At 69.8% G+C, this 13,092-nt stretch carries 12 protein-coding genes; 6 read left to right on the top strand and 6 right to left on the bottom strand.

From position 1 onward, the window contains the following. Window positions 1–58 precede the first annotated feature (58 nt). Complete coding sequence (locus tag QRY02_RS25825; protein ID WP_285985438.1) at window positions 59–652, top strand: helix-turn-helix domain-containing protein; 594 nt, start codon at window positions 59–61, stop codon at window positions 650–652. Between the two features lies 1 nt (window position 653). Here the strand turns inward: QRY02_RS25825 and QRY02_RS25820 are convergent, their stop codons facing one another. Further along, window positions 654–3,128 carry a tetratricopeptide repeat protein gene (locus QRY02_RS25820; protein WP_285985437.1) on the bottom strand — a complete coding sequence of 825 codons (2,475 nt, stop codon included), beginning with the start codon at window positions 3,126–3,128 and terminating at the stop codon, window positions 654–656. A gap of 286 nt (window positions 3,129–3,414) precedes the next feature. Between QRY02_RS25820 and QRY02_RS25815 the strand changes: the two genes are divergently transcribed. Both QRY02_RS25815 and QRY02_RS25810 read left to right on the top strand, forming a co-directional pair. Continuing rightward, on the top strand, window positions 3,415–4,557 hold the full coding sequence (locus QRY02_RS25815; protein WP_285985436.1) for an HAF repeat-containing protein: 1,143 nt from the start codon (window positions 3,415–3,417) through the stop codon (window positions 4,555–4,557). A gap of 70 nt (window positions 4,558–4,627) precedes the next feature. Then, window positions 4,628–6,238 (top strand): hypothetical protein, encoded by a 1,611-nt coding sequence (locus tag QRY02_RS25810; protein WP_285985435.1) that lies wholly within the window; start codon window positions 4,628–4,630, stop codon window positions 6,236–6,238. Between the two features lie 23 nt (window positions 6,239–6,261). Here the strand turns inward: QRY02_RS25810 and QRY02_RS25805 are convergent, their stop codons facing one another. Beyond that, complete coding sequence (locus QRY02_RS25805) at window positions 6,262–6,759, bottom strand: hypothetical protein (protein WP_285985434.1); 498 nt, start codon at window positions 6,757–6,759, stop codon at window positions 6,262–6,264. A gap of 22 nt (window positions 6,760–6,781) precedes the next feature. Continuing rightward, the gene (locus QRY02_RS25800; protein ID WP_285985433.1) at window positions 6,782–7,129 is read right to left on the bottom strand and encodes a GntR family transcriptional regulator; all 348 of its coding nucleotides are present in this window, start codon (window positions 7,127–7,129) and stop codon (window positions 6,782–6,784) included. Window positions 7,130–7,155: 26 nt separating this feature from the next. On the opposite strand from QRY02_RS25800, the gene QRY02_RS25795 reads away from it, so the two are divergent. Continuing rightward, the gene (locus tag QRY02_RS25795) at window positions 7,156–7,731 is read left to right on the top strand and encodes a hypothetical protein (RefSeq protein ID WP_285985432.1); all 576 of its coding nucleotides are present in this window, start codon (window positions 7,156–7,158) and stop codon (window positions 7,729–7,731) included. A gap of 52 nt (window positions 7,732–7,783) precedes the next feature. On the opposite strand, the gene QRY02_RS25790 is transcribed toward QRY02_RS25795, so the two are convergent. Together QRY02_RS25790 and QRY02_RS25785 are read right to left on the bottom strand one after the other, a co-directional pair. Then, window positions 7,784–8,512: a phosphatase PAP2 family protein gene (locus QRY02_RS25790; RefSeq protein WP_285985431.1), complete on the bottom strand. Its 729-nt coding sequence runs from the start codon at window positions 8,510–8,512 to the stop codon at window positions 7,784–7,786. Further along, window positions 8,509–9,186, bottom strand: coding sequence for a dienelactone hydrolase family protein (locus tag QRY02_RS25785; protein WP_285985430.1), 678 nt, complete (start codon window positions 9,184–9,186; stop codon window positions 8,509–8,511). Before QRY02_RS25785 ends, QRY02_RS25790 begins: the two co-directional genes overlap by 4 nt. 65 nt (window positions 9,187–9,251) lie before the next feature. Between QRY02_RS25785 and QRY02_RS25780 the strand changes: the two genes are divergently transcribed. After that, window positions 9,252–10,604 (top strand): TrpB-like pyridoxal phosphate-dependent enzyme, encoded by a 1,353-nt coding sequence (locus tag QRY02_RS25780; RefSeq protein WP_285985429.1) that lies wholly within the window; start codon window positions 9,252–9,254, stop codon window positions 10,602–10,604. A gap of 723 nt (window positions 10,605–11,327) precedes the next feature. Here the strand turns inward: QRY02_RS25780 and QRY02_RS25775 are convergent. Beyond that, on the bottom strand, window positions 11,328–12,602 hold the full coding sequence (locus QRY02_RS25775) for a diguanylate cyclase (RefSeq protein WP_285985428.1): 1,275 nt from the start codon (window positions 12,600–12,602) through the stop codon (window positions 11,328–11,330). Between the two features lie 210 nt (window positions 12,603–12,812). On the opposite strand from QRY02_RS25775, the gene QRY02_RS25770 reads away from it, so the two are divergent. Continuing rightward, window positions 12,813–13,091 carry a hypothetical protein gene (locus QRY02_RS25770; RefSeq protein ID WP_285985427.1) on the top strand — a complete coding sequence of 93 codons (279 nt, stop codon included), beginning with the start codon at window positions 12,813–12,815 and terminating at the stop codon, window positions 13,089–13,091. Window position 13,092 lies beyond the last annotated feature (1 nt).

Here is a 13,092-nt window from a genome sequence, read left to right as displayed (position 1 = left end):
GCGCCGGATGTGCGCGTCGTGCCGGATCCAGGGCGGCTGTTGATGTTTGCTGGGGCGGGTGGGCCTCCGTGTCGTGGTGCTCGACCCGCTGCCGCTGTTCCGGCACGGTGCCGAAGCCGTGCTGTCCGCCGCCGGTCACGTGGTCGACACCCCGGACGACGTCCTGGCCTGGGCGCGGGACGGACGGAATGGCGTGGTGCTGGTCAGTTTGCTGACCGACGCCGACTGGGAGCTGGTCGGGCAGTTGCGTCACGAAAGCGCGGTCGTGGCCCTGCTCGACGGTGCCCCGCCCGCGGCCGGCGCACGGGCGGTGCGGACCGGGGCGACGGCGGTGCTGCCGCGGGGCGCGACCGCGCAGGCACTGCTGCGCACGGTCGAGGCGACGGCGGACGGGCAGGCGGTCCTGCCGATCTCGGTGGTGACGACGCTCGCGACCGGGCCGTCCGCACCGGGGGCGCCCCTGAGCCCCGAGCAGCTCTCGTGGTTGCGGCAGTTGTCGACCGGGTCGACGGTCGCCCAGCTGGCCGGCCGCGCCGGCTATTCCGAGCGGGAGATGTTCCGGCTGCTGAAGACCTTGTACCGCGAACTCGGCGTCGACGGCCGCATGCAGGCGATCCTGCGTGCCCAGGAGTTCGGCTGGCTGTCCGGCTGAGTCACTCCGGCGGCCGGGTGCGGGTGCCGGACAGGGCATCGAGGACCGGCGCCAAGCGGTGCCGGGCTTGCACGTCCCCGCTCAGCTTCTGCACCAGGAAGTGGCACCGATCCTGCAGAAGCGGTGCCGCGCCCCGGGTGATCGCCCGCGACTGGTCGAATGCCTCGATCGCGCCGTCGAGACTCTGGTCAGTGTCGAGGAGTGAGCCGCAGATGGCGAGACCCAGCATGTCGTACGCGCCGAAATCCCGTCTGTCACGGCGGATCCTGGCGCGGGCTTGGTTGGCCAGCTGGTCGAAGGGCCGTCGTGCGCGGGCGGGGTCGGTCCTCTGCGTGACGACAGCGTGCAAGGCGAGCACGATGAGGGCCCGGCACGGGCGGCGGTAGCGCATGGCGTCTTCGATGTGCGGTGCGGCGTCGCTCGGATCGTCCTTACTCAGGTACGCCATGCCCAGCGTGGTTCGCGCCTGGAGGATGACGACCGGGTCCTCCAGTTCCAGCGCCAGCTTCACCGCCTCGGTCGCACGAGTCTTCGCGTCATCGGGCTGATTCACGGCAAGAAGCTCGGCGGCTTCGGCGTCCAGGCACAGCACCTGGAGCCGCCGGTCTCCGGCCGCCGCCTTTCGTGCCTGCTCGAGGCGTTCTCGTGTCGCGTCCTGGTCGCCGGTTTCCGAGTACCAGCGGGCGAGCCGCACGCACACCCGGACCCGCCGCGCCGGAGTGACACCGTCGGCCATGGCCAGGATCGCTTCGGCCCGCCGGATGGCCTTGTCGTACTGCCCCCAGCGACGGTGGCAGTCGGCGAGACCCAGCAGAGCGCGCACGAGCAGTCCGGGCTCACCCTGCGACCGGGCGTCCGACCGGGCCAGTTCGTAGTAGTTGTAGGCCGATTCGGTCTCGCCGTCCCGCCAGTACGTCGAGGCGAAGTCCAGGCGGATGCCGGTCCGGACGACTGGCAGATCCACTTTTTCCGCGTACGCCAGTGCGCGGCCGAAGGCGGTGTTGGCTTTCAGGAAATTGCCCATGGCGCTGTAGATGGAACCGAGTGCGCTGTCGTTCACCATTTCCAGACGGTCGTCCTCCAGCTGGTTCTGCAGCTCCTTGCGCTGTTCGAGGAGCATGAACCCGCAGTTCCACCGGTTCAGGAACCCGACCATGTCGATGATCACGTCGTAGGCCACGAAATACCGTTTCGCCGCGAGCAGCGCCCGCAACTGCGCGAAATGCAGCCGCAGATCACCTGGCCCGGTGGGCTCGGGCGCCCGCCGCTCCCCGAGTTCCTTGGCGGCCCTGTCCAACAGCTCCTTCCGTTCCGGGCCGGTCCGAGGCAGGAGCGCAAGGGGATCGGCCACGGGCAGGTAGTACCGCTCGGTGTCGTCCGCCCGGACGAGCTGAATGCTCACCAGATCATTCAGTGCAGCGGTGACGTCGAAGTCCGGAACAACACCGGCCAGCACCGCCACGACGGTCTTGTCGTCGACCGGCGTTCCGCAGGCGGCAAGGGCGAGCATGGCCTTCCGGCGTGGCCAGGTGAGTTCGTCGATCGTCACCTGGAGAAGGTCGTGCAAGGTGACCTTGGCTTCCAAAGGTGCCATCAGTTCGTCGGGGCTGATCTCTTCCTTGTAGAGTTCGTTTCTGACCTCCATCAGTGGGATACAGCCCGGGTTGCCCTGGAGTTGGTCGTGCAGCGTTCTTCGCTTCTTCCGCAACTCGGCCAGCCCGGCTCGGTCGAGAAGAGTGTCGAAGTGCGGGCGGGGCAGCCAGGACACGTCGACCGCCGACTTGGTCAGCCAGCCGTGATCGCCGGTCTTGGGCTTCAGCCGTTCGGTGCTCACCAGGACGACGGTCACGCGGTGCCGCCGATCGGTGGCGATCTTGTCGAGCAGCTCGGTCATCTGGAGATCGAGGTACGGGTCGTCGCGCGGCTGGAGATGCTGCGCGGCGTCGATGACGATGATGATGCGTTCCCGCGTGGCGTTCTCGAGGGCGGCCGTCAGGATCTCGAGCGGTGACTTGCCTTCGTCGATCACGATCGACGAGACGTCGCGTCCCCGGATGTCCGCGATCAGCTGCCGGACGTCGAACCGGATGTCCGGGGCCACCGTGTGCCGGCGGACGACCGGCCGCGGCGTTGTGCCATCGAGGTCCCGCAGCACGGCCTCCACGAGCGTCGACTTGCCGATGCCCGCGGCTCCCACCACAGTGACGACGCCGGGTCCCGGCTCGGACAGCATCGCGCGCAGGCTCTTGGACTCTTCGTCGCGGTCCAGCATCTTGGGATCGCGCTGAGGTTCGGTCGCCTGCTGCGCCGATTTCCGGCGGTCGAGCACCAGCAGCACCAGTGACGGGATGCCCACGCCCATGCCGACGATCCAGCTGGCCGCTTCGATCCACCGCCAGGCACCGCCCGCGGGATCGGCGAACCAGGTGAACCTGATTCCGGTGGCGATGAACAACACGAGGACGGCGACCGGCACACCGATGGACACAGCTCGCTTCCAGTTCCGCGCGGCCATCCCGTCATCATCCGGTGTCCGGCGCCCGGAGAAAAGGGGATGCGCCAACGGTGACCGAGCGTCGCCGCTCGCCCGTTCGGCGGTCTCGGCTCCGGTCCACGCCCGATGTCGTTGGGGAACACCGGGTTCGGTCGGCTATTCGTGTGGAACGCCGTCGCCGCAGCGCAATTCGTGGCGCTCTTCGGCTACTGTCCGCGGCAAGGGTGGCCGCGCGTCTGACGACGCCGGACCAGGAGGGGGCATCACGATGAGGCACGTCCGGAGACACGCGGGGTCGCTGGCGGCAGTCGTCGCGTTCTCCGCCGCACTGACCGGGACCGCGCAGGCTTCCCCGGCCGGGCCGGTGGATCTCGGCACGTTGCCCGGCGACGACATCAGCTCGGTATTGGCGGTCAACGACGCGGGGGTGATGGCCGGGCTGTCCTCGGCAGGTGCCAACCCGCGGCGCGATCTTCTGGTTCGCTGGGACGCCGGCGGCGGGATCACGGCACTGCCCACGCCCGGCGGCAACGCGGGGCAGGTGCGGGACATCAACGAGAACGGGGTTTCCGCCGGCTACGTGCTGACCGCGACCGACGCCGTGCCGACGCGCTGGGACGCCCAGGGCCAAGCCACCACGCTGCAGGTTCCGCCCGGCTTCCACAACGCCACCGCGTGGGCGATCAGCGACACCGATGTCGTCGTCGGGAGCTGGCTGACGCCGGGCAACCAGTACCACGGCTTCCGCTGGGACCCGGACGGCCAGGCCACCGACCTGGGCACGCTGCCCGGCGAGACCTGGAGCATGGCCGAGGACATCTCCGCCGACGGCCGCATCATCGTGGGCAGCGCCCAGCGCGCCGGGGCCAACCACGCCGTGCGGTGGGTGGACGGCGGGCCGATCACCGAGCTGGCGCCGCAGAGCTGGAGCAGCGGCGCAAGCCGGATCAACGCACTCGGCGTGGCCGCCGGAACGATGAAGGAGACGACGAGCGGGCTCACCATCCCGGCGACCTGGGATTCCGGCGGCGTGCTCAACCGCCTGGACTGGCCCAGCTCCCAGCCGGTCTGGCTGTCGCAGATCGGTCCCACCGGCTACGTGGTCGGTTACGGCTACCTGAACCCGCCCACCCTGTCGGCGGTGCGGTGGAACCCCGACGGTGACCTCAGCGTCCTGCCCGACGACGGCCTCGGCGCCGACGTCCAAGGGGTCGACGCCGATGGCACCGCGGTGGGCACCTTCCAGCGTCGAGCGACGGTCTGGTCCCCGGCCGGCGAACGCACGCAACTCGGCGTGCTGCCGGGCGGTACCCGCAGCGAGGCCTACCGGATCACCGGCAGCGGCCGGGTCGTCGGAACCGCCACCACCGCGACCGGGAAGACCCACGCGGTGTACTGGACACTCCGCTAGCGCGCACGCCGGTCCGATCCGGGGCCGAGCCGTGTCACGGCCGTGATCACCGCACCCCAGGCTGTACCAGATGCGAACTGGGGTCTTTTTGCGCTGGCTGGCGCATCCGCTGACCGTCGGCGCCACGGCGGTGCTGCTGGTCAACGACCACGTGCTCAAACCGGCGTGGCCGGGGCTCGTCACCGGCAAGCTCAGCGACGTGGCCGGGCTGGTCGTCGCGCCGCCGGTGCTCGGGCTGCTGCTCGGCCTGTTCCTCGCAGGCCGGGTCGCCGCCGCGGCCGCGGTGCTGACGACCGGAGCCGGATTCGCCCTGGTCAAGCTGACCGCCGGGGGTGCCGGCGTCGCTTCGGCGGCGTGGTCGGTGGTCAACGGGCCGTCGGTGATCCTGGCCGATCCGGCCGACCTGGTCGCGCTGCCCGCGCTGGGCCTTTCCTGGTGGGTCTGGCGCCGGGTGACGGGGGTCCCGCCGCTGCCGGACCGCCTGGCGTTCCGGGTGCGGGTGGTGGTCGCGGTGCCGTTCACGGTGCTGGCGATCACCGCGACGTCGGCGCCGTCGGAGAACGTGCCGGCGGTCGAATCCGTGAAGAGCGAGGGCTCGCAGGTGGTGATCGAGGCGGACCACGGGATCTACAGCTCCGCCTCGGGCGTCGACGGCTGGCAGTACCTGTCGCAGGTGCCGGTGCCGAAGGACTTCTCGACGCCGGCGCCGAAGCGGCAAACCGAAGCCTGTGTGCCCGACGCGGCCGCACACTGCTACCGGGTGCGCGGTTCCGCTGATCTCGATCAGAGTGGGATGCTGCCCAGCGGTGGCCGCCAGCCCGGCGTCGACGAGACGACCGATGCCGGCCGGACCTGGAACACCGCATGGGAGCTGCCCGCCGCCCGGTGGGAGTTCGTCTTCCGCCAGCACCCGTTTCCGGCCGGGGTGGTCAATCTGTCCAAAGTGGGCACTGGGGAGGTGGCCGTCCGCGCCGTCCCGGGTGGACACGAGGTGATCGTGGCCAACGGGGTGGAGGGGCTGGTGATCCGCGGTGCCGACGGTGCCTGGCGCCGGGTCCCGGTCGTGGTCGCCGAAAACGGGCTGGACATCCGGCCGGCGCCGCTCACCGGCTTCGGCCGCGTGATCGGGGACGCCTTCCTGAACGCCGGGCTGCTCGCCGTGCTCGCCCTGCTGACCGGCACGACGGTGGCGGCCGGCCGGGTGCGCGCCCGGCTCGGCCGCGGGCTCACCGCCGTGGTGCCCCTCATCCTGCTCGTCGTGCTGGGTTTCCCGGTCCTCGGCGTGGTGGTGTTCTTCCTCGAGGACGCCGGGAGGTCGACCGGACCTTGGCTGGTGACCGCGCTGTGCCTACTCGGCATCGGCGCCGGTCTCACCCTGGCGCAGCGGCTGCTGTACCGGCCGCGCATGACGGCCGTCGTCGCGGCCGCCGTCCTGACCGGGCTGGCGTGCGTCGGGCCACCGCTGGGCTGGACGCTGGGCCACCCGCAGGAGCACGGCCCGGCCGCCGACCTCGGCCTGCTCCTCGCCGCGGCTTGCCTGCCGGTGATCTTCGCGGCGGGCTGGTGGGCCGGCGCCCGCGACCCGGCCTTGCGGCCGGTCATGATCGATCCGCCGTGGCCGCGCTGGCCGTCCGGGCCGCCTTGGCCGGTGGATCCGCCCGGCCCGAGGCAGGAGTCCTAGCGCGGTGGTGCCCCGCAGCGGCGTCAGGCGGCCTTCGCCTCGTGGACGATCGTGGCCACTTCGTGGGGGTCGGGGACGTTGATCGTCACGATTCGGCCGGTGCGCAACACCAGCCGCAGGGCGGGCCCGGTCCGGGTCGTGAAGTAGGTGTGGGTGGGGGTCCACCAGTGGCCAAGGCACACGCACCACAGCGGCGACAGCCCGGTCACCTCGGCGCGGTCGATCTCGTCCAGCCGGTAGGTGCGGCGTGGCCAGCCGAACGCGCCGCAGTGGACCGAGACGCCGTTGGGGCCCACCGCCGTCCTGACGCTCAATCCGGTCAGCCCGGTGAAGAGCACCATGGCCGCGCCAAGCAGCAGGGCGATCACGGAGCGGGGCTCGTCGAGCCAGCCACCGCGCGACATGTTGGCCAGGGCCAGCAGCGGCGCCATCATCGCGACGCCGAAAATCACCACCAGCGGCCAGTTCGTCACGCGTCCGGTGTAGATCGAATACCGGCCGGGGCCGGGTACTGCCGTCATGGGGCACCGTCCTCTCGACGTGTCAGGCCAGTTTCTCGATGAGGCGAAGCAGATCCTGCCGGCCCAGGCCGTGCTGGCGGGCGACGGTGACGAGCGCCTGCGCAGCCTCGGTGACCGGACCCGGTTCCGTGACGGCGGACGCGACCCGTGCCCCGCGGCCGCGGCGGAACTCCAGCACGCCGTCGTCGCGCAGCTGCCGGTAGGCGGCCAGCACGGTGTTGCGGTCGACCGACAGCGCCTTGGCCAGCTCGGCCGCCGGTGGCAGCTGCTCGCCGACCGCAAGTTCCCCCGAAGCCACGCCCCGCCGCACGCACGCCACGATCTGGCGCGGTAGCGCCTCTCGCGAAGAGTGATCGACTTCCCATCGCATAGTGCTAGTATTATTAGCACCATCCGGTGAGGGTGGTCAACGGCTCGGACGGGGGCACACCCCAAGAAGGGAATGCACGGTTGGCCATGGCATCAGGCAAGGAAGACCGGTCGGAGGAGTTCCTCGAGCATGCCCGCCGTGCCTATGGAGATCTTCAGAGCCCGTACTACGGGTTCTTCTCCGACGCGTTGAGGGACAACCGGTGGAAGCCGCTCCTGGACGGATTCAGGGAGTTCCTCCACATCGAGGACTGGACTGACCCGCTGGACGTCAGTGTTTTGTATACCCTGCAGCCGCATCGCCGGAGCCGGTCGGGCTGGTCGCTGTGGCTGTCGGCGGTCGGGCCGTACGCGTTGCTGGCGTACGGCGACGACCCCGACACGCTATTGGCACGTGCCGATGTGGTCACCGGTTTCGGCGAAAACAGGCCGGCGGAAGAAAAGCGGATCATCGAGATGCTCCGGGAAGCCGGGCTGACCTTGCTCAGCGCCGAAGAGATCGAGGCGACCGTGGACTTCCACCCGCCGGACGATCGTTTCCCGGTGTCCACGTTCGTGATGCTCTTCGGCGAGTCGGACGTGCCTTGGTGGTTTGACGGATAGACGGTTTCACGAACGCTGTAGACCGGCAGATCGCCTCGGCAGCGCTGTTCGCCTACGCGGAATCCCGGGATCCGCGCAGGCGGCCCCACAGCGTCGCCACGATGACCGAGACGGTCAGCAGGGCGACGCTGCCCGCGATGTCGAGGACGTAGTGGTTCCCCGTGGCGAGCACGACCGCCGCCATCAGCAGCGGGAACGCCCACGCCGACCACGCCAGACGTGGGTGGGAGTCCCGGAGCGCGGTCCACACGGCATACGCGCACCACAGCGACCAGCCGACGTGCATGCTGGGCATCGCCGTGTAGTGGGTCGGCTTGGTCCAGCTCTCCACGTCCAGGAAGTCGTACCGGGCAACGATGTCCACCGCGCCCGGCAGGGCGAACCGCGGTGGCGACATCGGCACCGCCCAGTACACCGGCAGGACCAGGGCTGTCATCGCGACCATCGTCCGGCGGACCTGGCGGTAGATCCCGGCGTGCCGGACGAACACCCACAGCAGCACGCCCGCCACCACCACGTAGTACAGCCGGTAGACGTAGACCGCCAGGTGGCCGAGGACCGGCCGGCCGGCCAGCCAATCGTTGGTACTCCGCTCGATGTCGAGCTGTGCCATGTGTTCCAGGGACTGCAGCGCCAGCGCATGGGCATCGGCGGCCGCGAAGTCTTTGCCCACAGCGGCGTCGAGCCGCGCGAAGAGCAGGAACCAGAGCAGCAGGAAAGCCAGCTCGACGAGCACACCAGGGCGTCCGCCGGTACTCCGGAAGAGCGTGGCCGCCTTCACGCCGGCAGGGTCCGCCGCAGGAACTCCGTCGTCAGCTCCCACGCCCGGGCCGCCGCTTCCGGGTGGTGGAACATGGGGGCCACGTTGTTGTGGAACGCGTGCCCGGCCTCCTCCTGGACGTGGATCTCCGCCCCGGGGTGCGCGGCCACCGCGGACTCCACCACGGCCACATCGGCACGCGGGATGTACGGGTCCTGGCCGCCGAAGTGGAACTGGATCGGGCATTCGACGCGGGAAAGTGCGTCGATCTGCTGCGCCACTGTCGAGCCGTAGAACGACACCGCCACGTCCGGGTCGCCCTCGGCGGCCGCCGCGAAGGCCAGCGAGCCGCCCAGGCAGAAACCCAGGACGCCCACGCCACCCGTCACCGACGGCAGGGACCGGAGGTGGGCCACCGTGGCCAGGACGTCCGACAGCCCCAACGCCGGGTCGAAGGAGGCCGCCACCGCCATCGAAGCCGCGACACCCGCTTCGTCGTGGGTCGACGACCAGCCCGGCGCCGTCCGCCGGAACAGTTCCGGGACCGCCACCACGTAGCCCGCGGCGGCCAGGTCCGACGCCACCGAGCGCAGGTAGTCGTCCAGGCCGAAGATTTCCTGGACCAGCACCAGGCCCGGACCTCGGCCGGCGGGTGGGTGCCAGGTCGGGATGTCGTTCAGCACTGAATTCTCCACCCGATCACCGTACTGGCTCCGCGGCCGGGCGCGTCCTAGGTTGAGGTGCCGACCAAGGAGGCGTGATGGCTGAGCAGACCAAATACGTCCTGGACGAAGCCGATCTCCCGACCCAGTGGTACAACGTCATCCCCGACCTGCCCGAGCCGCCGCCACCGCCGCTGCACCCCGGCACGCGCGAGCCCGTGGGCCCGGACGACCTCGCGCCGCTGTTCCCGCAGGCGCTCATCGCCCAGGAAGTGGCGACTGATCGCTATGTCGACATCCCGGAGGAAGTGCGGGAGGTTTACCGCCTCTGGCGCCCGTCGCCGCTGTACCGGGCGCGACGGCTGGAGAGGGTGCTGGGTACTCCGGCGCGGATCTACTACAAGTACGAGGGCGTCAGCCCGGTCGGCTCGCACAAGCCGAACACCGCCGTGCCGCAGGCGTTCTACAACGCGGCCGAAGGTGTCAGGCGGCTGACCACCGAGACCGGCGCCGGCCAGTGGGGGAGCGCGCTCGCCTTCGCCTGCGCGCAGTACGGGCTGGAGTGCGAGGTCTGGCAGGTGCGCGCCTCCTACGACCAGAAGCCCTACCGCAAGCTGATGATGGAGACGTTCGGCGCGACCGTCCACCCGAGCCCGTCGGAGCTGACCGAGTCCGGCCGGGCGATCCTCAAGCAGCACCCGGACTCGACGGGCAGTCTCGGCATCGCCATCAGCGAAGCCGTCGAGCAGGCGGCGCAGGACCCGGACGCGCGGTACGCGCTCGGCAGCGTGCTCAACCACGTGCTGCTGCACCAGACGGTCATCGGCGAGGAGGCGCTCAAGCAGTTCGAACTGGCCGGCGACACCCCGGACGTCCTGGTCGGCTGCACCGGCGGCGGCTCCAACTTCGGCGGGCTCGCCTTCCCGTTCCTGCGCGAGAAGCTGGCCGGCCGGATGGACCCGGTGATCCGCGCGGTCGAGCCGGCGGCGTGCCCGTCGCTGACGCGCGGCAAGTACGCCTACGACTTCGGCGACACGGCCGGACTGACGCCGTTGCTGAAGATGCACACGCTCGGCCACGAGTTCATCCCGGACCCGATCCACGCGGGCGGCCTCCGCTACCACGGGATGTCACCGCTGATTTCGCACATCCACGAACTCGGCCTGATCGAGGCGATCGCGATCGGGCAGCAGGAGTGCTTCGCGGCGGGGGTGCGGTTCGCCCGGTCCGAGGGCATCATCCCGGCCCCGGAGCCGACCCACGCGCTCGCGGCGTGCATCCGGGAAGCGTTGCGGTGCAAGGAAACCGGCGAGGAGAAGGTGATCCTCACGGCGTTGTGCGGGCACGCCCACCTCGACCTGCCGGCGTACGGTGCCTACCTCGCCGGGGACATGGTGGACGACGAACTGTCCGAGGCCACCCTCGAAGCGTCGCTGGCCACCTTGCCCTGACCCGAGTGCCCCGAGGTGCGTTGAACGCAACCAAAGTCAAACTGCGACTGACGCAGTTAACCACTAATCCATCGCATTGAGTGGCAGCACCGGATGGCGGTGTCACGGCCGTCATCCGGTGTTCCTGTTGGTCGGTCCTCAAACGCAGCGATGTGCGGACCAACTGCGCACTGCTGCCATACCCGTAATCCAGGGTTCCGGGTGAACCTCGGCAATCTCGCTCCAGCGTTACAAATTCACGCAACTTCTGCACCTGATGTACCGAACTCTACGGTCGGACGGGACGGGTGCTGCTACGACAACGCAACAAACCCCCAGCGGATAGCCGGGTTCCGGTCGCCGTTGGACCTTGGAATGTGCATGCCTGCTCCAGCCGAAAAACCGCACGTCAGAAGCCCGTCCTCACGTGTTGAGACCTCCGAGGGCCGCAGATCCAGGCCGCTTTCGTTGCTGACGTGATCATGGCTCAGCAACGTAAGTTGCAAGGCGGCAAAGGCCAAAATTGGGCGTTCATCGTGGTTTGGCTAGTCAGGCAGGTCGTGCTCACGCGTACAAGTGGTGAAGCTCGTCGGCCGTTGACGGAAAGGCGGCGGTAGGCGAATGCGCGTTCTCGGCGACACCGCCCGACGGGCCACGGCTTGACCACTGCCACGCCCAGTCAACCCGACCTGACCTCCGCAAACCAGGATGAAACAACCCCGTTGGGGCGCTTGCGGTACGGGGTCAGAGCACGTCGGGGATTTCCGGTCGCGTCAGCTCGGTGCGGGCGGTCGCCAGGACCACACGGTCGCGGCCGCCCGCCTTGGCTTCGAACACCGCGTCGTCCGCTGCCTGCAGCAGGATCGTGTACTCCGTGGCCGTTTCCGGGTACACCGCCGCGCCGATCGAGGCCGTCAAGCCGCTGATCACCTCGGGCTTGCCCGGGCGGATCACCGGGACCGGCACCTCGAGCCGGGCGATCGCCGTCCGGATGCGGTCCGCGACCGAGGCGATCTCCGCGCTGTTCGTGCCCGGGAGCAGCACCACGAACTCGTCGCCGCCGAAGCGGCCCACGTAGTCGCCGCCGCGGACCGAGCCCTGGATCGCCGCCGCGACCGCGCGGAGGACCTCGTCGCCCGCCAGGTGGCCGTTGCCGTCGTCGATGGCCTTGAAGTGGTCGATGTCGATCATCAGCACGCCGGCCGTCGAGGACAGCTCCGCCGCGCGGGCCAGCTCGTTGCGGGCCAGCTGGACCCAGAACTCCGGCGCGAGCAGCGCCGTCTTGGAGTCCGTCCGCGCGGCCGCCTGGAACTGGGGCAGCAGCAGGCCGATGTGCAGCGCCACCGGCGTCACCATGAGCACCGGCAGCAGCCACGGCCGGACCGTCATCACCAGCGCGATGCCGCAGCCGACGCCGACCGCGGCCAGCACGATCAGCACGTCGGACGGGTTGCCGAACGCCCGCCGCGGCGGCTTTCCCGGGTTGCTCATCAGGATCGCCACGATCACGAGCACGTAGTTCAGGCCGAAGTAGACGATCCCGGACGTCAGCAGCGCGGTCATCCCGCCGAACCCGTCGAGGTAGGGCACGTACGGCGCCACGTGCCCGGTACCCGCCCACAACACGGCCCCCGCGGCGGCGCACGCCAGGATCACCGTCGCGCCGGAGAACACTTTCCGGTGAATCACGCCTCGCCGTTTGTAGACGCGGACCCAGGAATGGGCATAACTCACGACGATGACGAGCGTGGCCAACGGCGGGGGCAGCAGGAGCAGCCCGGCGAAGATCCAGATCGACTGCAGGTGCATGTGCGGACGGCCGTCGGCGGCCAGCTCGCGGATGCGCTCGATGCGTTGCGCCGCTTCGAGGTGCACGACTTCACCGGCGAGGATCAGTCCACACCAGAGCAGCGACGAGGTGGTGATCGGCACCAGCGCGGCCGTCGAGAGGACCGCGATCAGCGCCAAGGCGTCGACGATGAGGACGTAGCCGAACACCGGAGTGGCCAGCTTCCACATCGCCCACGTTCGGATACCTGATCGTGGACGTTCTGAGCTGGGCTTTCGCCCTGGGGACCCGGACAATCCCACGAAACGCCCTTCTGCTCAGGACGGAACTCTTCGCAGAAATCGTCACTGTAATCGAGTGAACGCGGTGTGTCACTAGGCCGGTCAGGCTACGGTCCGGTTACGCACCGTGCAAGTTCCCTCACAAACCAGGAGAAAATCATGTCGCACTTCCTGACCGGCAGCAACATCGTCCCGTCCCGCCGTCGCGCGCAGCGGCCGACCGACTGGACCCGGCAGCTCCCCACCGACTGGACCCGGGCGATCCCGACCGACTGGACCCCGCGGCAGCTGCCGACCGACTGGACCGCCCGCGAACTGCCCACCGACTGGACCGTCCGCGAGCTGCCGACCGATGGGGCCCGCCCCGGCGCCGCGCCGGCGCAGTGCCCGACCGACTGGACCCCCCGCCAGATCCCCACCGACTGGACGCGGCGCTGAC

This window comes from Amycolatopsis sp. DG1A-15b (assembly GCF_030285645.1).
Taxonomy (GTDB): Bacteria; Actinomycetota; Actinomycetes; order Mycobacteriales; family Pseudonocardiaceae; genus Amycolatopsis.
The sequence above is the reverse complement of the archived record's forward strand: the minus strand, read 5'-3'. Positions and strand labels throughout refer to the sequence as shown.